This window comes from Ruficoccus sp. ZRK36 (genome assembly GCF_019603315.1).
Classification (GTDB): Bacteria; Verrucomicrobiota; Verrucomicrobiia; order Opitutales; family Cerasicoccaceae; genus Ruficoccus.
This window is the reverse complement of sequence record NZ_CP080649.1, coordinates 2,991,562-3,016,081: the sequence shown is the minus strand read 5'-3', so window position 1 is coordinate 3,016,081 and position 24,520 is coordinate 2,991,562. Positions and strand designations below refer to the sequence as shown.

18 protein-coding genes are annotated in these 24,520 nt (G+C 58.9%); 10 read left to right on the top strand and 8 right to left on the bottom strand.

All coding sequences use genetic code 11. The annotated features are described in order from the left end of the window. Window positions 1–9: 9 nt before the first annotated feature. Window positions 10–2,007, bottom strand: a complete 1,998-nt coding sequence (locus K0V07_RS13190; RefSeq protein WP_220621855.1) for a heparinase II/III family protein — start codon at window positions 2,005–2,007, stop codon at window positions 10–12. Between the two features lie 94 nt (window positions 2,008–2,101). Here K0V07_RS13190 and K0V07_RS13185 point away from each other — a divergent pair, with 94 nt between their 5' ends. The 3 genes from K0V07_RS13185 to K0V07_RS13175 all read left to right on the top strand — a co-directional run bounded on the left by K0V07_RS13185 (window position 2,102) and on the right by K0V07_RS13175 (window position 5,619). Next, window positions 2,102–3,121, top strand: a complete 1,020-nt coding sequence (locus tag K0V07_RS13185) for a LacI family DNA-binding transcriptional regulator (RefSeq protein WP_220621854.1) — start codon at window positions 2,102–2,104, stop codon at window positions 3,119–3,121. 210 nt (window positions 3,122–3,331) lie between these two features. Continuing rightward, the gene (locus tag K0V07_RS13180) at window positions 3,332–4,171 is read left to right on the top strand and encodes a hypothetical protein (RefSeq protein WP_220621853.1); all 840 of its coding nucleotides are present in this window, start codon (window positions 3,332–3,334) and stop codon (window positions 4,169–4,171) included. A gap of 239 nt (window positions 4,172–4,410) precedes the next feature. Beyond that, entirely contained in the window at window positions 4,411–5,619 is a 1,209-nt protein-coding gene (locus K0V07_RS13175) for a LuxR C-terminal-related transcriptional regulator (protein ID WP_220621852.1), read from the top strand. Window positions 5,620–5,633: 14 nt separating this feature from the next. On the opposite strand, the gene K0V07_RS13170 is transcribed toward K0V07_RS13175, so the two are convergent. The 3 genes from K0V07_RS13170 to K0V07_RS13160 form a co-directional block, all read right to left on the bottom strand. After that, entirely contained in the window at window positions 5,634–7,052 is a 1,419-nt protein-coding gene (locus K0V07_RS13170; protein ID WP_220621851.1) for an alkaline phosphatase, read from the bottom strand. Between the two features lie 91 nt (window positions 7,053–7,143). Further along, a complete protein-coding gene (locus K0V07_RS13165) occupies window positions 7,144–8,361 on the bottom strand; it encodes a Gfo/Idh/MocA family oxidoreductase (RefSeq protein ID WP_220621850.1) in 1,218 nt (405 codons plus the stop codon). Between the two features lie 43 nt (window positions 8,362–8,404). After that, on the bottom strand, window positions 8,405–9,385 hold the full coding sequence (locus K0V07_RS13160) for a LacI family DNA-binding transcriptional regulator (RefSeq protein ID WP_220621849.1): 981 nt from the start codon (window positions 9,383–9,385) through the stop codon (window positions 8,405–8,407). Window positions 9,386–9,562: 177 nt separating this feature from the next. Between K0V07_RS13160 and K0V07_RS13155 the strand changes: the two genes are divergently transcribed. After that, entirely contained in the window at window positions 9,563–10,309 is a 747-nt protein-coding gene (locus K0V07_RS13155) for a rhamnogalacturonan acetylesterase (RefSeq protein WP_220621848.1), read from the top strand. 268 nt (window positions 10,310–10,577) lie between these two features. Here K0V07_RS13155 and K0V07_RS13150 read toward each other — a convergent pair whose 3' ends face one another. Together K0V07_RS13150 and K0V07_RS13145 are read right to left on the bottom strand one after the other, a co-directional pair. Continuing rightward, the gene (locus K0V07_RS13150; protein ID WP_220621847.1) at window positions 10,578–13,454 is read right to left on the bottom strand and encodes a DUF4962 domain-containing protein; all 2,877 of its coding nucleotides are present in this window, start codon (window positions 13,452–13,454) and stop codon (window positions 10,578–10,580) included. Window positions 13,455–13,517: 63 nt separating this feature from the next. Continuing rightward, window positions 13,518–14,198 carry a prepilin-type N-terminal cleavage/methylation domain-containing protein gene (locus tag K0V07_RS13145; protein WP_220621846.1) on the bottom strand — a complete coding sequence of 227 codons (681 nt, stop codon included), beginning with the start codon at window positions 14,196–14,198 and terminating at the stop codon, window positions 13,518–13,520. A 76-nt stretch (window positions 14,199–14,274) separates the two neighbouring features. Between K0V07_RS13145 and K0V07_RS13140 the strand changes: the two genes are divergently transcribed. The 6 genes from K0V07_RS13140 to K0V07_RS13115 all read left to right on the top strand — a co-directional run bounded on the left by K0V07_RS13140 (window position 14,275) and on the right by K0V07_RS13115 (window position 21,097). Next, on the top strand, window positions 14,275–15,324 hold the full coding sequence (locus tag K0V07_RS13140) for a LacI family DNA-binding transcriptional regulator (protein ID WP_220621845.1): 1,050 nt from the start codon (window positions 14,275–14,277) through the stop codon (window positions 15,322–15,324). Window positions 15,325–15,416: 92 nt separating this feature from the next. Continuing rightward, entirely contained in the window at window positions 15,417–16,499 is a 1,083-nt protein-coding gene (locus tag K0V07_RS13135) for a hydroxyacid dehydrogenase (RefSeq protein ID WP_220621844.1), read from the top strand. 85 nt (window positions 16,500–16,584) lie between these two features. Continuing rightward, window positions 16,585–17,337, top strand: a complete 753-nt coding sequence (locus K0V07_RS13130) for a hypothetical protein (RefSeq protein ID WP_220621843.1) — start codon at window positions 16,585–16,587, stop codon at window positions 17,335–17,337. Window positions 17,338–17,438: 101 nt separating this feature from the next. Beyond that, window positions 17,439–18,296: a hypothetical protein gene (locus K0V07_RS13125; RefSeq protein ID WP_220621842.1), complete on the top strand. Its 858-nt coding sequence runs from the start codon at window positions 17,439–17,441 to the stop codon at window positions 18,294–18,296. Between the two features lie 184 nt (window positions 18,297–18,480). Beyond that, the gene (locus K0V07_RS13120; protein ID WP_220621841.1) at window positions 18,481–19,242 is read left to right on the top strand and encodes a DUF6250 domain-containing protein; all 762 of its coding nucleotides are present in this window, start codon (window positions 18,481–18,483) and stop codon (window positions 19,240–19,242) included. 109 nt (window positions 19,243–19,351) lie between these two features. Next, complete coding sequence (locus K0V07_RS13115; RefSeq protein WP_220621840.1) at window positions 19,352–21,097, top strand: arylsulfatase; 1,746 nt, start codon at window positions 19,352–19,354, stop codon at window positions 21,095–21,097. A gap of 26 nt (window positions 21,098–21,123) precedes the next feature. Here the strand turns inward: K0V07_RS13115 and K0V07_RS13110 are convergent, their stop codons facing one another. Together K0V07_RS13110 and K0V07_RS13105 are read right to left on the bottom strand one after the other, a co-directional pair. Beyond that, a complete protein-coding gene (locus K0V07_RS13110) occupies window positions 21,124–22,185 on the bottom strand; it encodes a glycosyltransferase family 47 protein (RefSeq protein ID WP_220621839.1) in 1,062 nt (353 codons plus the stop codon). Window positions 22,186–22,338: 153 nt separating this feature from the next. Continuing rightward, entirely contained in the window at window positions 22,339–24,369 is a 2,031-nt protein-coding gene (locus K0V07_RS13105) for a DUF6259 domain-containing protein (RefSeq protein ID WP_220621838.1), read from the bottom strand. Between the last annotated feature and the right edge of the window lie 151 nt (window positions 24,370–24,520).

Below are 24,520 nucleotides of genomic sequence, written 5' to 3'. Positions count from 1 at the left end.
ACTCTCCCTCTACTGCGCATCCGTGCGAGCTGCGTTGTCTCCCCATTCGGCCAGTGGCTGGATCTCCGGAGTGGGGGCTTCTCCGTCCGTCCAGTGAGGAGCGAAGAGGACGGCAATCTGCAGCGGACCAGCGGGGGCTTTCAGATGAAAGACGACGCGGCGGTAGCCCTTGTTCGGGTTTTCAGGCTTGGGCCGCTCGGCGGACTCCACTGCTAGCTCTACATCAGCGGGAGCAAGGACGCGGACGGTGAGGCTCTGTCCATCCTCAGTCAGCGTGGCGGTCGAGCCGTCTATGGTGACATCGGCCTTTGTGGTAAAACCCCAGACCAGGTCTGTGGGGGTGGGGAGCTCGATCTCGTCCTGAATGAGTGCGGCGCGGCGATCCTCGACCAGGGCGGCCCCTCGGAAGTACGACACGACTTGCTCGCCGTAGGCGTTGGAGAGGTCGATCTCGGCAAAGGGCATGGTCTGTGTGCCGTCCTCGTGCTGACCGGCTACGAAGCGGGAGACGGAGGCTTTCCCGTCGGGGGATTGGCTTTCGCCGTCAAAGGTGGGGATGTTATGGCTGTGGGAGTTGATGCGGTAGTACTGCCAGCGGCGGCCGCTCTTGGCGTCGAAGTATCCGGGCAAGTGATATTGGTCCGAGCCCATGTCCCAGGCCCAGCGTACACCGAGGGCATCAAGCTCGAAATTACCGAGGTCGAGGTGGGCATGATTGACGCGCTTATACCCGGCTTTAATCCCGAGAAAGAGCGCGTCGGGGTCATTCCAGGCGCTGCGCATAAAGGCCACCTCGACGGGGCCGCGGTAGTACTTGTCCAGCGGCGGCAGCCCGTGGTCGGCGGCAGTCTGGGGCACGTACCAGATGATGTCCTCCGGCCTGTAGATGTTGGTTTTTTCGATCAGGTAGTGCTCGTAGTTGGCGACAAAGCCATCCCCATAGGCACCTGCCAGCCACATCAGGGCAGAAGAGGGATAGCGCTTCAGCCCGGCCCAGCAGTCAGCATACCCGAGGGGCATATCTGTGGGGCCTGTGCTGTAGAGGGGAAAGGCTCCCGTCTGGGGCAGTCCGGGATACTCGGACAGGGCGTAGTCGTCCCCCTTGGCGGTGCGCAGAGCCGCCAGGCCATAGCACATGTACCGCGTGGCGTACTCCCAGTAGCCGGGACCCTCGCCCCAGGCGCCGTCCGGGCCGTATTGCTTGAGGGCGATAGGCAGGTTTTTCAGGGCGACGGGTAATATCTGCGCCTCGTACTGCGGGTCGGTGTCGGCTACAGCGATGGCGCCGATGATCAAGCTCGAGTGGCAGACCAGATTCCAGTTGTGGTTACAATCGACCCACCAGCCGCTTTTGTCTCCGGCGTAATCCTGTAGTCCTTCCTTGAGGCCCTTATCGATAAGAGCCTGGCGGATCAAGTCCCGGTCCTGCGTATCCAAATCGTAGTACAGCCAGTCGTAACCGATCGCGACGGCGTGAATCATCTCGGCCGTGTTCAGGAAGTTTCTGGGGTTCCAGTCTTCGAACTCGCAGACGGTGCGCAGATTCCCCAGTAGCGCGTCGTAGTACTTCTCTTCACCCGTCCAGCGGTAGGCCAGCCCGAGGGCATAAACACGTTTCAGGCACTCGCGACTGACCTTGAGCAGGGATTTATTCTTAGAGAGCTCGTACTTCAGAGGTGGGGCGTCGACCATCTTGTCCGCATTTTTAAGAACCTCGGCGATGTAGCGTTGCAGCATCGGGTCGGACATCTCTAGCTCCATGAGCTCATCCAGTCGCTCGTCTGTCAGGATGAGCCGGGGATGATCTTCAGTGGCGACGGGGATGTCCCAGGCCTCAATCACGATCTCAGGCTCCTGGCTGACCGGCTCCATCTGCGCGGCCTTCTGATCGCTCATCAGCGCCTTATCCGTGGGTGGGCAGTCCTTTGGCACGCCCTCCATCGCCATGGCAGGCAGAATCAGGCTGAGGGTTAACAGGAGGGTGAGGAGGAGGTGGTGCTTTAACATGGGAAAATGGAGCAACGGAATGCGCGAGTGATAGCGCCAAATTATTTTGTTCTTGTTTCAGAGAGCAACGGACATATCTCTAACACAGGAGAGCATGGCGGAGAAACGAGTCACCCAGGCAGATGTCGCAAAGGAAGCCGGTGTGCATCGCACATCGGTGTCGCTGGCTTTCAAGCGCCACCCGAGCATCCCCGCGGAGACCCGCAAGCGCATCATAGAGATCGCCAAGCGCATGGGATATGCCCCCGACCCGATGCTCTCGGCGCTGGCCTCGTACCGTACACGCCTGAAGACGCGCAAGTATCAGGGGACCCTGGCCTGGCTGCTGATCGACTACCACAAGATGCCCAAAGACTGGCATCGCATGATCTACTACGTCTACTATCAGGGTGCGAAGAGGCAGGCGAAGGAGCATGGCTATAATGTAGAAGTTTTCGAATACAACACCAGCGCGATGAGCGCCAAGCGTATGGCCGCCATCCTGCGTGCGCGTAACGTCAACGGCATTCTGCTGTCTCCGCAGCCAGCCCCCTACACGGTGCGTGACTTCATGTGGGATGATTTTTCGCTTATATCCTTTGGTTACAGCCTGATGTCACCTAGGCTTAATGTCGTTACCTCCTCGCAATATCACTCGACGTTCGCGCTCATGGAGCGGATGCGCGAGAAAGGCTACCGGCGGATTGCATTTGCCTTTGACGAACAGCATGACGCCCGCGTCGCACATCAGTTTTCGGCAGGCTATCTGGCGTTTCAGAAGTCGGTCGGAGATCAGCCGATGATCTACCCTTATGTCTGGGCGGATACCCATATCGAAGAGTTTCTCGATTACTATAAAAAGGAGAAGCCGGATGCGGTCATCACCGGCGATGCCCGCTTCGCGCATTTCGCACGCGCGCTTGGCCTGAGTGTGCCCGGGGATTTGGGGATCGCTTCGCCGCTGGCGAGTCCGGGGATTTACAGGATGACGGGCTTCGATGAAAATTCCGAAGAGGTGGGGGCGGTAGCCGTCGACCGTCTGGCCGATATGATCTTTCGCGGTGAAAAAGGCATTCCAAAGCATGCTCACAATACGCAAGTGGATGGCGTATGGGTGGACTGTGGAACGATATAAGTGACTATTAAACAACAGGAAGCGATTGAGTTAGAGTGGCATATTTCACTCTCCTGTGTTAGCGATTAATGGCTTCGTTTTGGTGCTGGAATATGGGTATTCTGCATGCAGACGGCGCACCTGCCAGGCAGTGACCGTTCGCGGAAGGCCCCCGCTAAAGGGCTCCATTCTCAAACACTCGTACCCGTAAAATCTAACCCCATGATGAGCATGAATAAAATCGCATCCAAACTCACCTTCCTGTCGATCCTCGGTATCGCCGCAGCCAGCCATGCGGCGGTAATGTTCTCCGAGACGTTCGAAGAGTATGATCTCGGCGCGATTCCGCAGGGCGGAACCGAGGACAAATGGACGTTTCGCGAAGCAGGCGGGACATTTATCGCCGTGGACGACACGACGCATATCTTTTCACAAGACGCGAACCAGTACGGCAGCATGAACTTCGACGGAGCAGCTGGCGAGCAAGACCCGCTGCTGACCACGCGTGCGACTGAGTACGGCTTTGTCGGTGGCAGTTCAACCGGTCAGGTGAGCTTTCAGTTCGTGGATACCAGCGCAATCGCTGAGGCTAACTACGGCTTTTTGCTGCGCCTCGGGACGAGTGCCGGTAACTCGGGCACAGCGCTGGCCTTTTACATCCGCAATGGTGAGCTACGCTACAGCAACAACCAGGGAAACCTTGGAGCTGCGTTTGCCAGCTACTCGCTCGATACGGTGAACCAGATTGATATCGTCTACAATTACACGGCCTCGGATCTCGACTACTCGGGATCTACCGTGGCTGCTACGAGCATGGATATCTACATCAACGGCGAACTCGTCGGGGATAATATCACGACGGCTGACAGCACGGTGACGGTTGGCTCTGAGGTTTCAAACTTCAACCTAACCGCAAAGACCTGGAGCTCGGCGTTTGAGGGTGAGTTGTTGCTCGATAACATCATCGTCGATAGCGAGATTTCGATCCCTGAGCCGAGCTCGTCGTGCGCCATTCTCGGACTGGCTGCGGCTCTGGTACTGTTTCTGAGCCGTCGCCGCTTCCGCTCTTGAGGGGGAGAGGTTCCGGTGCTCGGATACGAGGCCCGAGAATGGCTGGCGCCCGGCATGAACATGTGCCGGGCGTTTGCCCGGAAAGCCTCCTTGATTTAAGTCTGCGCTCAGACCAAAAACTGGTCTGGGCGTTTTTTTGACCTGCCGACGTGTACGCATGATCACTCAGTAGTTTTACGTAAAGGAAAACTCCTCATATTGTTATCGGAATTGCCTTGGGTCGGCGGGGTTGCGAGATTATGAGCACTGCATCGATGGTCATCTCTACTTTTTGCAGTGTAGCTAATCAATATGGGATCAGCAGCGCCTCTGCGGAGGCGCTGCTTGATCTTAATCATAAGCTGGACGACCCTGCAGTCGAGTCGGGCGACATCTACAACATCCTGCTTCAGGACCTGAAGCGTTTAATCCCGTGCGACTGGTGCTCGATCTCGCTGATTACCACACAGCGGCAGTTTATCGGGGCCGTTGTTCACCCGACTGTCAACTTCGACTACGCGACGGCCCTGCCCGCGCTGGACGCCACGCTGCACGAGCAGCAGATGCTGGCCCACATCGAGCGCAATGGCTACACCACGCAGCCCGTCCATCAGGAGGAGGCCTTTCTGGCTCGCGGCCTGAACTATCTGGAGTCCAGCCTGTACCGTGAAGCCTACCGCCTGCTGGACTGCCGGGACCAGATCGGCATGGTCGTCCACAACGACGATGTGCTCGACATCCACAGCAGCTGCCCAGTCTGGGCGTCGATGAACTTCTGCCGCGGCAAGGCCGTCTTTTCGAATGACTCAGCGGCAGACAGCAAGGAGGTCTACCTGCGTATCCTTCGCGCCTGTGATGCGCTCGTCCTGCGTCGGCCCCGGCTGCGTACGCGGATGGCCAACTTCCACCGCGATCTGTATATCCAGCAGCAGGCAGCCAGGCTTCACGAGCTGGGAGAAGACCGCTGGGCAGACGGGGACCACTTCAACCAGGAGTTTCTGCGCCTGATCGAGGGGACGGGTAATAACGAGATCAGCCGTTGGGCGTCGCTGAACCTGCTCGTGTCCAACCATGGAGATCTGACGAAGATTCAGCGCTATGCCCAGAGCGAGCGCATCATCACACTTTCGGGGGGCATCTCCCGTCTCGTCCGCATGCATCAAACATCCGTCGGAGACGGATTTACCAGGAGGTTTTCCGTGAGTAGCTTAAACGATTTTGACCCGGTTGTTTCCCGTATGAGCAAGCGGCAGAAAGAAGTCATCGCCGGGCTGACGCTCGGGTACAACACCGAGACCATCGCCCAGAAACTCAAAATCAGCCGGCGAACGGTCGAGTCGCATATCTACACCGTGCAGAGCCACCTGGGTATCCCGGACGGCGACTTTGACAAGCGTATCGTGATCGCTCTGCGCTTCCGTGATCACCCCGAAATCACTCAGGCCGCGATTGCCCTGCGTATGCTCTAGGGGCAGTGCCTGCTTCAGGCTGGCTGGATGCCCAGCGCCTCCAGCATGACGCCGTGGAGCTCTTCATTGCGGACGAGCGGGGAGATGCGCTCGGAGCCGGGGCCAAAGGCCGCCAGCTCCACCAGCTCTCCGGTGTGGTTGCCACTGGTCCATCCGATGGACGTCTCGGTCTTGAAAATATCCGGCAGCGAAGCCATCTGGATAAGGGCCGCATCATCCATGCTGTCGGGCGAGTAGGCCTGGATGGCCTGCAGCGCGAGCGCCATGGCCTGCAGCTCGCCTCCACCGAACTTGATATCGGTCACGTCAACGAGGTACTGGCGCAGTGCGTCGGTGCCCAGAGGCTTGGCATCTTTTTTCATCTGCCCGTAGGAGCGGGTGAACTTGCCGATCTTTTCAAAGGCAGCCGTCGTGTCCCGGTAGCCGGGGCCCTTGCCGTTGAGGTTCATGCCGCCAGTTCCGTGGTCAGTCGTGATGATGACGAGCGTGTCCGGGTGGCTGGCTGCGAAGTCGCGAACGACGGCGATAGCGTCGTCAAAGGCGATCTGGTCGTGAATCAGGCTGGCGGCATCGTTGGCATGACCGGCGTGGTCGACGCGCGCACCCTCGACCTGGAGCAGGAAACCGTCGGGTGCTTTGGAGAGCCGATCCAGCGCGGCGGTCGTCATCTCGGCCAGGGTCGGCACCTCCTGCTGCAGGGTGGCGAAGGCGTTGCGGTCGATGGTGAAGGGGAGGTGGCCGTGGGCAAAAAGACCCAGGAGCGGCGAGGAGGGGGCCTCGGCGGAGAGAAGCTCTTCGCGTGTGGTGACGAGTCCGTATCCGGCCTGCTGGTAGTTGGCGAGCAGTTCCTCGTCGAAAAATTTCTGGCCACCGCCGAGGACGACATCGATCTGGCGCTCCAGATATTGGTGCGCGATCAGCGCTTCGTCGCCACGCTTGGGGCTGTTGGCGGCGAATCCGGCCGGGGTCGCATGGGTGACGGTTGCCGTGGTGACAAGCCCTGTGGCCATGCCACGCTTGCGGACTGTGGTGCAGATCGGCTCAAGGTCGCTACCGTCACGGGCAGAGATATTGATTTGCCCGTTGTTGATGCGCTGGCCGCAACCCCATGAGCTGGATGCCGCCGCAGAGTCCGTCACGATGCTGTTGGCCGATGAGGTCTCCATCAGGCTGCGCACGATCGGGTGCGTGTTATACAGCGACAGCCATACGTTCTCCTGCCCGAGGAGGTTTTTCTGAAAATGCCGCGTGGCCGAAAGCGAGCCGATGTTCATCCCGTCGGCGACCATGAAGATGATATTGCGCGTGCCGGTGCGGGCGGTGTTTGCCTGGGCCTTGCGGGTCTCTCCGGCAAAGAGTGCGCGCTCGACGCCTGCCCCGAACAGGGCGCCGGTCAGAGCAGCGGTTTTGATGAACTCGCGTCGTGTCGCCATGAGAACGTCCTAGCATTTCCCTTCTGTTGTTGGCGAGTGCATTTCACACGACGCCTGCAGGGGGGACGGTTACACTTCTGTGACGGAACTGCTAGAAGTGCAGTTCGCATGCGGGGGCTGCCCAGGGAATGCCGAGCTCGCTGAGGAGCTTTTTCTGGGTGAAGGCCCGCTCAAACGCTTCCCCCAGGCCGGGCATCACGGTGAGTGGCGAGCCTTGGGCATCGGCTTTGATCTGTAACTGCTCAGCAGGGAAGGGGGTGATCGGGACCTCTTTGAGCTTGTCCACGCACAGAGCATGCGGGGTCGCTGCCCGAGCGCCACACACCGGGGGAGGGGTGGAGGGCAGACGGCAGCGGTTCAGGCAGGTCCACAGCTTATCCATCGGGCTGAGGACAGGATTGGCGTAAAAGTGGCGACGACCATCATCGCAGGTTGCGACGATCGGTGAGCCATTCTGGTACTCAACTACGGTATGCTCGAACTCCACCCGGATGATGGGGCCGACCTGCTCATCCACGCAGTGGGTCGTATAAAAGTGAATGCGCGGTCCCTCGTGGGTATCGATGCGGCAGCAGCATGTATCATAATTTTCGATACGGTTCCCGCGATAGCACTCGGCGGAGATGCTGCGGGGGGAGGCGGAGCTGGCTTGATCCGGCCCGGCGAGAAAGAGCATGTTGTGCAGGAAGTGGGCGGTGGCGTTGTTGACCGGGCTGTCGTGGATCGGGTTGCCGCGCGCGTCTCTGATTTTACCAGCCCAGTTGTTACGGGTGTAGTAGGCCTCGCTGCGAGGCCAGCGCACCTGCGTGCTTAGCTCGAGGAGCGCGCCATATTTACCTGCGAGGATATCTGCTTTGAGCTGCTGGATGGGCGCACTGAATGACCACTGATAGCCGATCTCCAGGAAGCGGTCGGAGGACTCGGCCGCCTGCTGCATACGCAGGGCATCAGCAGGGGTTGCGCCGATGGGTTTTTCGCACAGGACATGCATGCCCGCTGAGAGGGCGGCGCAGGTCTGGTCGGCGTGGAAGGCAATGGGCGAGCATATAATCGCCAGGTCCGCCTGGCCGCCGCTGCGGGCGAACTCCTCGATGCTCTCGACTAGCTGGACTCCCATCGACTGGAGCCAGGGCCAGTGGCGGCTGCTCTCGGCCATCGGGTCGATGACGGCTGCGATAGTGATGCCCGGCGTGTGCTCAAGCGCGTCGAGGTAGACTCCGGCATAGCCGCCGATACCCGCAAACAGCAGGCGAATCGGGGAGGAGTCGTGATTGGATGTGGCAGTTGGCGAAGAGGTGGGTGTTTGCATGGAAAAATGGGATGTGAGGGGTGCGTGTGGGTGCTTGGTGTTATCAAAGAGCTGGCGGGCAGGTCGTATCCCTTACCATCAGTTTGCCGGGGACGGTCATGCCTACCGGCTTGTTCAGGATGTGCGGCGACTGTGACAACAGCAGGTCGGCGGCGAGGGTTCCCATGAGGTCCCAGTCCGGGCGATAGGTGGTGATCTGCAGGGGATAGTTCTCCGGGTGGCAGTCAAACCCCGTGACGCTGCAGTCTGCGGGTACGGATAGCCCTGCCGATGTCAGAGCAGCATGAACGGCATAGGCGAGACCGTCGCTGGAGCATGCGATGGCGGTAAAGTTACGGAGCTGGTCGATGGACGGCAATGAGCTGAAATCCGTGCAGAAGTGGCTCTTTGCATCAAGGCCGCGGTTATGCATCGCGGCGGCATAGCCAGCAGCACGCTCCCGGAATACGCCCGTGAGCGGATCGGCATTACCTAGAAACAGAATCCTCTGGTGGCCCAATTCGATAAGGTGCTCGGTGATCGCTCGCATCCCGCCGCTATTGTCAGCGGTTACGCGGGGTAGGGGCGACTCCGGGATAAAGCTGCTCACGGCGACGGCCGGAGTTGCCTGATAGTGGGCGATGGCCTCGGCAGGATAGCGTCCGAACAGAAAGGCGGCTTCGATAGTCTGGTTTTTGACCATGAGCGGCGTTTCTCCGGGAGCGGGCGTCTCGATCAAGGTCTCTACCTGGCGGCGCTGGCACTCGCGCTGAAGGGCCACGAATATGCGCTGCTTGATGCCGGAGCCAAAGGGTGCCTCGTGGTCGTCGTCCTGGCTCTCATATAGAATGATGCCAACCCGCCGGTGCTGGGGCTCGGGGGTTGGCTGCGCAGAGAGAGATTTGCTGTAGCCGAGCTCCCGTGCTTTGGCGAGGACGCGAGCCTTCGTAGCCGCCGCCAGATCAGGGTGGTCGCGCAGAGCCCGTGACACCGTGTTGATGGACAGGTTGAGCGCATCGGCGATCTGCTTTTGGTTGACGGGCATGAAGATGAAATGTCTAAAATTACCGGTATTTTCAATTCTTAATGTTGGATGGAGGGTCAGTTTTATTCAGCTATATATAATGAATTGGTTCTTTTTTACCGATAATCGTAAAAATATGTTACCGGTAAATCTGGATGTCTTGACGTTATGTGAATGCAGGCTTAACCCTTTGATGAAATGAAATTCTGTTTGATTACTTTAGCCTTTGCTGCCCTCGGTCTGATGATGCCCGGGCTTCACGCTGCCGACGAGACGGTTATCGTGCTCGTTGGTGATTCTACCGTGACCGGTAAGAGCCGCGACCGTGACCAGGCTGGCTGGGGCTGGGCCCTGCAGCAGTGGACACGCCCGGGGGTGAAGGTTGTCAATACCGCGGTCGGCGGGCGCAGCTCACGCAGCTTTCGCACCGAAGGGCGCTGGGACAAGGCCCTGAAGCACAAGCCTGACTGGATCCTGATCCAGTTTGGGCACAATGACCAGAAGGGCAAGGGACCGGAGCGCGAGAGTGCCGCAGAGACCGACTACCGCGACCACCTGCGCCGCTACATCAAAGAAGCCCGTGAGATAGGCGCGGAGCCCGTGCTGATTTCGTCGGTCTGTCGCCGAAACTACCGCGGTGATGTGCTGAAGGACTCGCTCGAGCCGTACGCTGAAGCTGTGCGCATCGTAGCCGAAGAGACCGGCACCCCTTATCTGGATCTGCATGCTTACAGCTACGAACAGCTCACGAAGATGGGGCCGCAAGAGGCGGCACTCCTCGGGCCTCAGGACAACCTGAAGGATCACACGCACTTCTCGACCGATGGCGCACGTGTCGTTGCGGACTGGGTTGTGACGCTAATGCGTGAGAAGCTTCCCGAGCTGGCCGCCGACTTCGATGTCCCCGCGGATGCCGGAGAGCTGCCCAAGCCCGTGGAGAAATAAGCACTTTCTCGATAAAAGCCGAATCGGCTCCCTGCCCGAGGTGATGTATCGCCTCGGGCATTTTTGTGCCTCTGGATAGGTGCTTCGCGAGCAGCGGAACGTGCGTGTGTGGACGAAGCAGCAGGGTGGGTATGGATGCCATCAACGCTAGTGATCAAACACCGTGGAGCTTAAGGTACTCCGTAGGCATAAAAAAACGCCGAGCGCGAAAAGGTTCGCAGCTCGGCGTGATGTTTAAGGTGTCTAGCTGTAGCGGACAGGTGCGGGATCAGTATCCGCTGAGCGTAAAGCTATCGATATTGATGGGGGCCGTGGGCATGATCAGCTTGATCGTGTGCTTGCCCATTGTGAGCGGGATTTCGAGGTCCTTGCCGTCAGAGCCTTTGAGCACGACCTCCTGCCAGTCGTCCTTGGTATTCGACCAGCCTCCTGTGCCCTTGAGCGGGATGTGCAGGGCTTCTTCAGTGGGTGCGAAACCATCGACCAGGAGTGTTAGACCCGTGGGCTTTTCAGCGCAGTAGCGCATGCTCAGGTGGTAGGTGCCCGCGCGCTTGATGTCGACGGTCCATTCAATCATCTCACCGGCACCGCCGTTACCGACTCCTTTTAAGGCCTTACCCGCGGAGGCACCGATCTTTTCGGTAACCTCTACGGCGCTGTCAGACATGACGTAGCCATCTTCGGCTTCCCAGCCCAGTGATATTTCGGCCGGGGCAGGGCCCATCTTAACCTTTTTGGCTACAGGGATTGACGGCAAATCATGCTCAGGGTTGCGCTCGGCTGCCCAGGAGATCAGCTTGCCCGCATCTGCCGCATTGGCGGCCAGCACGTAGCTGCCTTTGTCCAGCGATACGCCCTCATCGGAGATTTTGACCGGAGACGAGGATGCATCATAAAGCTTGAGGCCCTTGGCCAGCGTCATCGTGGCAGTCACGGACGTGTCAAGATCGAGCACCCAGCCGCCGTCGTGGGCAGCTAACTCGATGCCTGCAGGAGCATTCAACTCCAGGTACATCGGCTTGCAGTCGATGACTTCAGCCTCCGAGGCGAAGACATTAACGAGCTTCTTGTCGGATCCACGGATAATCGCAGCGCGGGCTTCCAGACTGACGACATCCTCGGTGCCGGGGACCGTTAACTCCATGGGGCCACGCATGGGCAGGACGCAGACCACGTCATCCCACTCCTCGGCACCGACGGAGATATTCCACTGGCCGGATTCATGGCTCACGACTTTGGCTGCAAGGTCGGCGACAGGCTTTTCACTGAACACCGGCTGCATGAGCATGGTGTAGCCGACCTGCTGACCGTTTTGGGAGACGGTGTAGCTACGCTGGCTCTTGTTTGGATTGTCAACGTGCTTGCTGGTGGGCTTGCGCGTCTCAAACGTTCCACCTTCGGGGTAGAGCAGGTTAAGCCGCAGGTCACCGGGGCGGGAGACCAGGGTGATGCGCCCGTCATCGACAACGCCGTTGGCAGGTATCTGGGCGAGCCAGTCAACATCTACCGGCTCGGGCGTGCTGACCTCGTCAATGACGAGGAAGTAGTCACCGCGCTGGTGCACGATATTCCGGCGGATGTCGGGGTTACCCTCATAGGCGCCGGAGAGATCAATAGTGGTCCAAAGGGCGCCGGGTGTGGAGGCATAGCCGTCGATGGTGGCGCGGTCTTCTGCACTAAAGAGCTGATTCTTGCCGTTGATAAGCAGGGCGGTGTGCGACTCGGTGGCGTTGGAGAAGAACTCCCAGCGCGGTCCATGGCTTTGCCAGAATTCCCGCTGGCCCGATCCCTTGCCGTAGCCGGGGGCGAGCAGCATCCACTGGTTACCGAATACGAAAGCGAGCGCACCGGCGTCGAGGTGACTGTGGTTGCGGCGCGTATAGCCGGATTTGATGGTGAGCAGGTAGTCACCGTCACCCCAGCCACTGCGGGTCGTGACCGTGTCCCAGACATTGACGTGGTAGTCGAGGGCTGTCGGTGCGATGGGCTTCACGGCCGGATCGTACCACATGAGCAGCAGGGCCTCGGCATCCGAGCCGCCGTTGGGGCCGTACGGCATATGCTCCATCAGGTACTGAGCCTGATGGTCATCATACTGGGCGGCCAGACGGGCCAGCATATGCTGCGGCCCGTAGAAGTCGATGAGGGGGGCGTCGCCCCAGGGCAGGGTCCCCTGAAAGCCGGGAGTCGCGCAAGCCAGACGGTAGTTGGCCGAGTTTTTCAGGAAGGGAGACTGGTAGGCATTTGCGGAATCAGTGACGGTGCGGGTGGCCTCGATAAACTGAAGAATGAAGGAAACCGAGTAGGTCCAGTAGGGGACGCCTTCGGCAGAGCTGCCGTCTTCGGCGCTGTACTTGGCAACATTATCGAAGTTCGCGCAGGCAGCTGCGAGCCACTTGCGGGCCTCGGGGATGTCCCCGTAAAAAGCCAACCCGGCGAAGCCCAGGGCCGTCACGCTGACGTGGTTGTGGTTTTCCGTGTAGCTGCGATACCAGAAATAAGCGCCCTGAAGAGCCGCGTACATGTCGTTCATGCGTTCGGTCATGGCCTCACGGATGATCTGTTGATCTTCCTCCGAGAAGAGGTCTCGGTGCCAGTCCCAGGCGAGTGCGATCGCGCGGCCCATATGCCCGGCAGCCAGGTCCATATTCCGGCCCTTGCCTTTATTGCCCCACTGCGGGTATTGGCAGCCGGTGACGACGGCGTCGCGGACGGCCTTTTTATAGGCGGGGTTGTCACTGATCTTGGCGGCGAGGCAGAGCAGGACGATATCATCGCCGACGCGACGCTGCCACAGCTCGGCGGCGTTCTGGATAGGGGTGCGCCCGCTTTTGTTTTGCTTAGGCGGGTAGTAGGCCTGGGGGGGCTTCGAGGACAGGCGGTCTGCGATCTTGAAGATCTCCTCGCGGTACTCGGGGCGCAGGCCCTCGTCATTATTGAGCTGGGCAATGACTTCCGGCCATTGGGTCTCGGTGTAGAAGAGACGCGAGCCTGTCTCGGGCATGCGCTCCTGCCAGGTGGCTTCGTGGTCGGCTAGGTATTGCTGGACGACTTCTTCCGTGACCTCGGGCCACTTTTTGTGGGCAGCAAATACTAAGCTCGTTTGGAGTAAAATGAGTGCAGTGAGGAGTAGTCTTTTTATCATTATAAATTTTTTTATACTATTTCTTGGGTGCGAGTTGTATTCAGACGCGCAGAAGTAACGGGATTAGACGTCGGTAGGCTCTGCTTCGACGTGGCCGTCCAGGAAAAGGACGTTGCGAAGGGTGCCGTGAACGGGAGTGTCCGGGCAGTTATCCTTGCCTGCATACGGGGCGACACTGATTGCGTCGAGCTCGATCATCATCTTCTCATTTTCAGGTTCAAGGATCTGAAAGTAGCTGGCCGGGGAGTCATCTTCACGTCCTTGGGACTCGCTGCCCGGGTAGCCAAAGGGTTTATCAAGCTTTCCATTGACCATCTTTACGTTTGAATTACGCAGGGCATAGGGGCGCATGTCTCTGACATCCATGCCAATAACATCCACATACGCTGGGCAGAGCATGAGTGCTGCGCGCGGTGGATTCGTGCCCACGGTATCCACCGGCAGGTAATCGCTCAGATAGTAGATGAGCTGCCCTCCGTAATTACCTTTGTCGGCGTTCTTTTGGTAAAAAATGTTGGACTGGCCGCCCCAAAGCGGGCCGGGCATGATGCCGTTGTGTTCGTTGACATAGAGGCGTGTTCCTATCCCGAGTTGCCGTAGGTTGCTGGAGCATTCCAGCACGTCGGCTCGAGCGCGTATCGTACTGACGATGGGTACTAAAATACCCGCTAGTACCGCGATAACGGCAATGACAGTTAGGAGTTCAACGAGGCTGAAGGCGGGGCGTTTACGAGTCATGGGCATGGGTATAAGGGTAATGACCATAGCTTCTTCCACCTTGACCACTTTAGCAACAACTCGTTTACTTACACAGTAGAGTATGAAAGGAAAGCGTGTTACTCAGCAGGATGTTGCCGCCAAAGTCGGCGTACACCGGGGGACTGTTTCCCTAGCGTTTAAGCACCATCCGAGCATACCGGAGAAGACCAGAGAGCGGATTCTCCAGGCGGCAGAAGAGCTGGGCTACCGACCGGACCCGATGCTCTCGGCTCTGGCCATGTACCGGAGCAGTCAGCACGAAAGTCGCTTCAAGGGGGTGCTCGGCTGGCTATATATTAAGCGTTATGCCGATGACAACAGCTGGCAGGAAAACCGAACCTATAGCCAGTACTTTGCAGGGGCTCGCAAACGGGCGGAGCAATACGGGTATCAGGTCGAGGTCTTTGACTTTGACGGCAGCAAGGTATCTCCGCAGCGCATTGCCTCTATCCTGCGCGCTCGTAACGTGAACGGGATTCTACTGTGCCCGCAGCCCAGCTCAAACACCGTGATGGACTTTGTCTGGGATGATTTCTCCTTTGTGACATTCGGCTATACGCTGCGCAAGCCCGAGCTGCACACCGTGACGGCTACCCAGTACCGCTCAATGGTGCAGACCATGAACAAGATGCACGAATACGGGTATCGCCGCATCGGCTTCGTGTTTGGTGATGATCATGACGAGCGTACGGATCACAATTTTCTGGCTGGCTATCTGGCTGCCCAGCATCAGCTTGGCGAGCAACCGCTCGTGTTGAAGTATGAATGGCGTAACGTCGGCACACTCCCAGCTCAGCTGAAGAAAAACAAGGTCCAGGCGGTCGTTACGGGTACGCATTTACTGGCCTCGGAGCTCAGGGAGTGTGGCGTGCGTGTTCCGGAGGATGTGGCTGTTGCCTGCCCGGTACTGGCTGGAGATAGAGACGATGTCGCAGGTGTGATCGAAAACTCCTACCACATCGGAGAGGTCGCAGTGGACCGTCTCACCAATCTCGTGATGCGTGGAGACCGGGGGATTCCAGAGATGGTTCAGCGTACGCACATCGAAGGCAAGTGGGTTGAGGGGAAAAGCCTCCCGCGGCTGGCAGATCGTGTCGCTGGCGTCAAATAGCGGTTAGGCGATACGCTTTTTTGTGCGTTTACGCGACTGTGCGTGTAGAGCGAGCCTTTCTTATTACCTGAGGGCGATGTACCTTTCTGTTCATGCGGAATTTGCACGTAGCGAATCCTGGCCAGGACAGGAGCCATGCCTCCGGGACAAATGGCACCTCTGACCAAAAGCGAATCCTGGTCGGACTGGGAGATGCCGAGCTGGACACTTTCTTTCCTGCCGGACTACCGGGGGATGATGAACGCCTGTGCTGGAAGGTGCTGGACACCAAGCATCTTGATGACGACTCATGGGTAGAAGCCCTGCGTGAGTTTGAGCCGGAAATCCTGCTAAGCGGCTGGTCTACTCCTAAACTGACGGAGGAGATCATTGATAGCCCCTGGTTTAAGGTGAAGTACTGCTGCCACCTGACCGGTTCCGTTCGAAATACGCTGCCCGCCCGTGCCTTCGAAAAAGGCATGCTGGTGACGAATTGGGGGAGGTTGGCGAGCACCCCGGTGGCTGAGCATGCGCTGCTGCTCACACTGGCCTGCCTGCGTCGTCTGCCGTCATGGAAAACGGTGATGAAACTCCCGCTTGACGAGTTTATAAAGGAAAGGGCGGACCTGCACACACGTACCCTGATCGGTAAACGCGTCGGCCTGCATGGTTTTGGTTTTGTTGCGCGAGAGATTGTGCGTCTTCTCAAACCCTTTGAAGTGGAGATTTCCTCATATTCAGCTGGCGTGCCGACCGAGTTCTTCCGCGAGCATGACGTCGAGCCTGCCGATTCGATCGAGGAGTTGTTTGCCAATAATGAAGTGATCATCGAATGTGAGGCGCTGACTCCCGAAACGCAGGGCTCTGTCGGCGCTGAGTTGCTGGACCTGCTCCAGCCGAAGTCCGTCTTTGTCAATGTCGGGCGAGGCGCGGTGGTGGATGAAGATGCGCTGGTGAAGCGGATACAGCGTGGGGATATCCGCGTTGGCCTGGATGTTTACAGCGAAGAGCCGCTTCCACTCGACTCTCAGCTGCACAGCCTGAAGGATGTTCTCCTGTCGCCCCATATCGCCGGGCCGACTGAGGATGTGCGCCCGCGTTGCGGGCTGTTTGCACTGGAGAACATCAGCCGCTATTTGCGCGATGAGCCTCTCAAATCACAGGTCGATCTGGTCGCTTACCTGCGCTCAACGTAGTTAGGTAAAGCCTCTAGTTTGTGCCAAAAATGTCTTCATAAAAACCTTCGGACCTTATATCTTAAATATGTACCCCAACGTTAAATTGAGAACCTTGCTTGTTATTGCCAGCCTTGGTGCGGCCACGCTAAATGCGGCTGTATTTGAGGATGATTTTTCCGCGTATGAGGCTGGAGCATCGCTGCAGGAAAGTCCTGCCGGTAAGGAGCGCTGGGGGCGGCAGACACACGATCCCGCCGCTCAGCTTACGACGCTGGTGGTGCAGGAAGACGGTAAGAACGCCCTCGAGATTTCCGATCTGAGCAATACCAACAGCCAGTCCTTTTTCTTCTGGCCGCAGGGGCAGCTGCTTGAGCCCACACAGACCGGGTTCTTCCAGTGTACATTCTCTGATCCCAAGGACGCTCCGCATCAGGGGCTCGGCTTTGTCCTGCGCCTGGCAGGCAGTCCCGGTAACACCAAAACGGCCTTTGCGCTCTCGATCCAAAATGGTCGACTGGTGCCCTGTGAGGGGAAAAACGTGGGGCCTGCTGACGAGGCCGTCGCCACGTACTCGCTCGGCGATAAACACACACTGACCGTTGTCTTTAACAACAGCGAATCCAGCACCACCTATGCGGACGGCTCACTGGCCTCGCGCACGATGGATGTGTGGTTGGACGGGAAATGCGTGGCCAAGGGCTTGCCGTCCTGCGGAGGGCTTGAGGCAGGCGTCCCGCTGCGTGATTTCGATTTCACCTCTAAATCAAATCCCAAGCCCAATATCGACTTCGTCGGCACGCTGCGCCTCTACCGCGTGGCTTTTGGTACGCTTACCGATTTACCCGATTTGAAATAACTCCCAACTCCCGGCGTTGATCTGGTTTGGTCAATGCCGGGTGCGAAGACTCCATGACAAGCACTTCTCTCAACTTCAAACCCTAACCCAAAATACTACCCATGAATCGACGAACATCACGACTTCTCGCGGCTGGCGCCATGCTGGCTGCTGTTTCCTCTCTGCATGCCACCGTCTTGTATGAGGATGATTTTGACTCCTACACGGTGGGCGATCCTGTCTCTGATGGTGGCAAATGGGGCACACCCCAGACCGCTCCATATGTCACCTTTACCGTCGCTGACGACAGCACCCATATCTTCTCGCCGGGAGCTAACCAGTACGGCGTTCTGGAGGCTGATAATACCAGCGACAATGTAGTTGCTTCGATCACAAATAGTAACGGTACGACCACGGGGCAAATTGACCTGACCTTCTACGATCCCTCATCGGCTACACACTCCGGTAGCGGGTGGTCGATGCGTATCGGTACGAATGCTGGTAACAGCGTTACCGCGTTTGGTGTCTTCATTCAGGACGGAGATCTCATCCTGAGCACGGGTACCGGCGTCGAGCCGAAAGGCGGCACGATCACGACCTATGCGATGGATACGGTCAATACCCTCAGCATCGTCTTCAATAACGACAATGGCTCACTCGACTACAACGGTGGCAATGTCGCATCGGGTAAGATGGACGTGTGGCTCAACGGTGTGCTGGTTGGCAACGATCTCGAGGGTTCCGGCAAGAAAACGATCGGTTATGTTGATCCTGAGACGGGCGTGCTTGGTCCCACTGAGCTCAAGAATATCAACTTCACCGCTAAGCCTCAGTCGGAGCCGTTTACGAGCACGCTCTATATCGACGAGCTGAGCCTTAACGACTCGATCAGCATTCCTGAGCCCGCAGAGACCGCTGCTGGCATCGGCCTGGGTGTCCTGGTCCTGACGGTGCTGTATCGCCGCAAGCTTCGCCGCTAATTACAGCTAAAGCCTTTTACAGATATTCTTAACATGTGCTGATGTGCAGCATCGGTTAAGGTTTGGAGTCCTTCCGGCAGTGACTACTGTCGGAAGGAGCTGAAAACCGGCCCGGTGCACTTTCAGGACTTTGCCTCTGGCGAAGCTCCGACGAAGTGCGCCGCGCCGTTTTACCCGTTTACAGATGATGCTAAAAACAACCTCGATCCTGATCCTCGCTGCCTTTGCCGCAGCGCTCTCGTTCACGCCCGTCTATGCGCTTAGCCCGGCTTCCGGTGATGCTGAGGCGCCCGCCTGTGTGCGTCCCATCCTCGCGGATGAGCACCTCAGCCTGAAGTGGATGGTGGACGAGGACTTCTCGAAAGGGGAGTGGAGCGGGCGCTGGACGAGCGAGAGCCAGGGGGCACAGATCGAGACCGCCGAGGGCGGGCTGAAGATTTCCACGCCGCCGGAAAACCCGAAAAAGCTGGGGACCACGGTGTGGCTCAACGAAAAGCTCCCCGCCGATGTGCTGATCCACATCAACGTCAAGACCCTGACGACCGGCGACTTCAACGCCTGCAACCTGAACCTCTTTCTGCACGCCAAAGAAGCGGACGGCTCGGACCTCGTCTTTGGGCGCTCCGGAGCATACCCGGACTACCACCAGATCCCGAACTACATCTTTACCTTTGTCGGTGGCGACATGAAGGGTTGGGCCCGCGTACGTCGCGACCCTGGCTTTAACAAAATCGCTGAGTCCGATGCGCGTACGGCTCGCGGTAAAGACTACCAGATCACGGTGCTCAAGGTTGACGGCCGCCTGCGCTACTGGGTCGATGGGCAGCTGATCCACGATGTGACCGATCCCGAACCGCTTGATGGTGGGCAGTTTGGTTTACGCACATGGGCTAGTGACATTGTTTGGGAAAAGGTTGAGATTGCCGCCGTTGTTTCCGAGTCTTAACCCACAATAAGATTTCGATATGTTAAGTACCCTGACTTCTACCTCCTTCTGCCGCCGCCTGTTTGTGGGCCTTGGACCGGTTTGTTTAACGCTTTTTTCGTTTTGTTTGATGAGTGCCCATACTGCTGCGCATGCCGCTGAAACGTCCTCTACCGAGCACCCGAATGTGCTCTTGATCGTCACAGACGACCAGGGCTTCGGTGATCTCTCGCTGCACGGTAATCCCTACCTGAAAACTCCCGCCATGGATTCCCTCGCGGATGAGGGGGCAAACCTCGACACCTTTTACGTCAGCCCGCTGTGTGCCCCGACGCGTGCCAGCCTGCTGACCGGCCGTTACCATCCTGAGGTCGGTGTGACGCACGTCACCCGTCGCCTGGAGGTCATGGACCCCGAGGAGACGACGCTCGCTGAGATCTTCCGCGACAATGGCTACGCCACCGGTGCCTTCGGCAAGTGGCACAATGGCAGCTTCTACCCGGAGACGCCGCGCGGGCAGGGCTTTGACGAGTTCTACGGTTTCCCCTACGGGCACATCCCGCATTATTTCGAGCCCGAGATCGAGGACAACGGCGTCTGGAAGCAGGAGCACGGCTACATCACCGACCTGCTCACCGACGAGGCCATGAAGTTCATGGACAAAGAGTCGGCCGCCGGTAAGCCCTTTTTCTGTTACCTGGCCTACAATGCCCCCCACACACCCGCGCTGGTTTCGGACGAGTACTACGACCGCTTTAAGGCGATGGGGTTGACGGATAAGGAAGCGGCCATCTACGGCATGATTGCTGCGCTCGACGATAACCTCGCGCGTCTCTTTGAGCACATGCAGAAAGAGGATCTGTTCAAGGACACGATCGTCATCTTTATGTCCGATAATGGCCCGATTCCGGAGCGTTACAACGCCAACCTCAAGGGATGGAAGGGCTGGTACGACGAGGGTGGGGTGCGCGTCCCGTGCTTCATCCGCTGGGATGGCCACATCACCAAGGGCGAGAAGCTCGAAAAGCGCCTGGCCCACGTGGACATCCTGCCCACACTGGTTGAACTCTGTGACCTGAAGCAGCCGAAGACCCTCCCGCTCGACGGGCAGAGCTTTGCCGCGCTCCTCAAGGACCCGCAGGCCCCGTGGGAAGATCGCCTGCTCTACACCTTGCCCGTCGGTAACAAGGACCGCATCGAGAGCTACGGCTCAGTCCGCAATGATGAGTGGCTCGCGGTGAAGCGGGAGAACGAGTGGGAGCTTTACGACCTGCTAAAGGACCCGACCCAGCAGCATAATGTGGCTGCGCAATACCCGGACGTGCTCGCACAGCTGAAAGCTGCCTACGAGAAACGCCATGGTGCGATCAACTACCGGCTCGATCCCCGCCCGATCCCAGTCGGCTATGAGGGGCACCCGTTGGTCCGTATCGAGGCACACGACGCACTGCTGCACCCGAAGAACGGCGAGGGCATCGGCTACAATTACCCGGCGGGCTTCGCCCACCACTGGATCACGAACTGGACCTCCATGGACTCCTATCCTGAGTGGAGCCTGAATGTCGTCGGAGGCGGCACCTACGACGTCGCGCTGCTGTACTGCCTGCCCGCCGAGGATGTCGGTGTCCAGGGCGAGGTGCAAGTCGCCGGCCAGAGCGTCGCCTTTAAACTCGATGAGGCCTTTGACCCGGACGTTTACCCGCAGCCCTTCCGTCTGAAAGGTGAGGCTGAGAAGTACGCCCGCAAGCCGTGGAAGACCTTCCCGGTTGGGACGGTCGAGCTTGAGCCCGGCCCGGCTACGGTCCGTGTACGGCTGACGGATATTCCCGGCCCGATGGGTATGGAGCTGAAGGCTGTCGAGCTGCGCAAGCGCTAGATCGAGTCAGGCGCGCAGGCCTGCGCTTACGCCAGTACGTGCGCGACGATGCGGCGACACAGTTGCGGCCAGTCCAGGCTTTGGCGTAGCTCGTCGACCCCCTGCTGGCACTTAGCGACCTCACTGGGGCTCATGCTCAGGAGCCGCTGCACTGTCGATAGCCAGTCGCTCCGGCGCTTCACGATGATGGCGTTCTGCCCGTCGCGCAGAGGCAGACGATAAAAGGGCACCTCGATGGCCTCGAGCACAGGGACGCTGCCGCGCAGGATCGACTCGCATACACGCTCGGTCGTACCCGCAAACCCTGGCAGACACAGTGTGAAACGGCTGCGGTCGAGGAGCTGGATGTACTGCTGGGAAGTCAGGGACTTGGAGCCAGAGGGATACGCCCACCAGTAAAAACCGGGCTGGCCGGGCTCGCCTTTAAGCATGTCAATGTCATGGCCTTGACGGGTCAGCCAATCCTCAATGCGGGGGGTGATTTCCACGCGGGGTCCGTTCTCACGGGTACCCACAAAGTTAAAGATCAGGTCGCGCTGATCCGGCGGCGCTACGGGCGAATAGATCAACTGGCGCAGGCTTGGGTCTGCGAGAAACATCTGGTGGATGCTCGGCCCGAAGTAGCGCTGTTTAACCAGCAGTGATAAGGGGGAGAGCAGGGGAGCGATATCCTCGTTGAGGGCACGGCTGGCCTTCTTTAGCAGGCGCCGACGGCTCACGATTGATTTCAGCTCGAAGCGGCAGCGCTGCGGGTAACGGCGGTCGATGCTAAGACCGAGCAGCACCGTTCGCTTGCTCTGCTGTGCCCAGGCTGTGGCCTGCGTCCACTCGTCTTCCTCTATGGGCAGGTACTGGCTCCACAGCACGATGAGCACATCGCAGCTCTCCACGCGCACCGTGGAGAGGTCTTCGAGGGGAGGGTCTGGAAATTGCTCCTGAAGGCGTCGCGAGACAGCGTCGTCGGCGTTGTTGTCAGGCCCTGGTATGCGCGTGAGGATACGTGTCGCGTACCCCTCCAGAGAAAAAGCACGGCTCAGCTGCAGAACACGGCTGGTCAGGAATGGAGAGAAAATGACGCAGGAAGGCATAGTTCTTGGCTAAAGCCTGGCTTAGTAAACAGAGAATCGCCCAATAGCAGCACGTTCTCTCCCACAAATCATGCCCATGGGCAAGCCAAGGATGGCGCGCCTCGTACTGCGCCCCTTGTGAACAAGGGCCTGCCAACGCATCGCGGGCGGAGATCAGCCGCCGGTGGGAATAGGCAGGTCGAGCTCGTAAATAACCAGTCGGATCGACTCCGGAGCCATCTCTGCGAAGGGCTCGGCGGGCTCACCTTCGGGGGAATCGGCATGCAGACATGTGCCACCGGGCACCGTCAGGGCAGGGGTGAGGGGCTTGTCGGTGGGATTCCACAGCACGATACCGAGCCGTCCATCCTCGGCGAGGAAGGCACGTGCTCGTAGCTCCTGCGTGTGCAGGGCAAATCCCAGATCGGACAGAAAGCGCCCGCGATAGAGGATGTCGGTATTGCGCTTACAGAAGCCGATCAAGCTGGCCATGTAGATCTTCTCTCCGGTGGCGATGGAGTGCCGGAGGGTGGCTTTGTCGGGGGGCGTGCCCAGTGGGTTGCGATAGGCCTCCTCCCAGTCGAGCGTTTCGCCGCGATTGAGCCGGACATCGTCCGCATAGCGGATTTCGAGCTCCTGGCGCAGACCATGCATGAATGCATAGTGGCCGATGTGGCGGTTGAAAAGGGGCTGGCCGATACGGTTCGTCGCGATGACATCCGGGAAGGTGAGCCGGATCATGTCAGGGAAAGCCTCCCGCAGTTCCTGCTCATTCGTCGTCAGCCCGTAGCCGAAACCATAGCCGTGGATGAAGTGCATGTACGGGGCCACCGGGGCGATGAGCGACTCCGTGGCGAGGACAAACTCTGGGTTAAGCTCATGCATACGCGCGGCAATCTGCTCAACCATGCGCACGCGTGCCGTGGTATATCCGCCCATCGGATTCTCCGCATGATCATGGTCCGGATGGTGGCACTCGTGTGGCCCGTAGACGCCGATCTGGTCGTAGAGCAGCCCGTCCGCACCGAGCTCAAGCGCTTGCTCAGCCAGTGCGAGCATGCGCCTGCGCCACTGCGGGGAGCCGGGGCAGGCATCCGCGAAGACCACCGGCGTGGCATCGTTAAATTTGTTGATCTGAACCAGGTTGACGTGGGAGTTGGCATCTACGCTACAGGCATGCTTGCCCAGTTCGCGGTAGTAGGCCGTGCCCGTATCCATGATGACGCCGTTGCTGTAGAGGATGACGCGCAGCCCCCGCGCCTGGGCGCGCTTGATGGCTTGCTTCAACTCCTCGCGGCCACCCATCCTGGGGTCGGGGTCGTAGTCGGGGTACAGGTGGTCATGGCCCCCGGCGGTCCAGCCAAAGAGCCCAAGTGTGTCCAGCCCTCGGGATAGTGCGATCTCGGCCAGCTCGTCGATGCCGTGCGTATAGTCATAGTTAAGCGACTCGTTCTGCTGCCGCATGATGGCCAGCAGCCAGCCGGAGTTGGTCTCGACCCAGGCCGGAGGCTTGGCGACGGTTCCATGCTGATCGAAGAAGCGACGGTAGAAGAACGCAGCCTCGGACCAGTGCCCGGTGTAGTTTTTTACCACGACAGGTGGCAGGTCCACGCGTAGGCCCGGTGGACACCACGGGTAGCGCGTGAGTGATAGCGTCAGCTCCTGCGAAGCGGAGCTCCACTCGAAGCCGAACTCCGTGGCATCGTCCTGCGGATCGTGCATGCCGATATAGGCGCCGCCGGAGGGGCCATCCATCGCGACCCACGGCATCGTACACTGCGCAGAGGGGTAGGCCAGCGGAGGCAGGTTCATCTGCTCGAAATCTGTCACGCGCCGCCCTGACCCATTCGCGATAAGAAGCGCCGAGCTCTCCGTCGGCACGCGCAGACCGTCCCAGCGGAAGGCCTTGAGCGTCGCATCTACCGTACGGTTGACGAGCGTGGCACGCAGTTCGGTTACGTTATCCTCACACTGTTGAACCTCGACCTGTACCTTCAGGTCAAAGGGTTTGCTCATCTGCCAGGTGAGCGTACGGGAAGCGCTCTCACTATTATCGTAGCACTCCAGGCGCGGATCATCGCTGCTGAGAGTTGCAAGGACGTGCCCCGGTGAGGCCGCATCCACGAGGGTCAGTGTCCAGAGCCGGGACAGGTCCAGCGAGACCGCGCAGTGCTCGGAAGGCTGATTGAGCAAGAGTCGATTCATAGGGGGTAGTATTGTGTTTAAATTGAATACAGATTTTTTCGCTCGTCGATCAAAACGCGCTACCAGCAATGCGCCACATGGTCGCGCATCTATCTACTGATACCATAGAACCAATGATTGAGGCGACGGACGGAGATGCGGACACAATTTC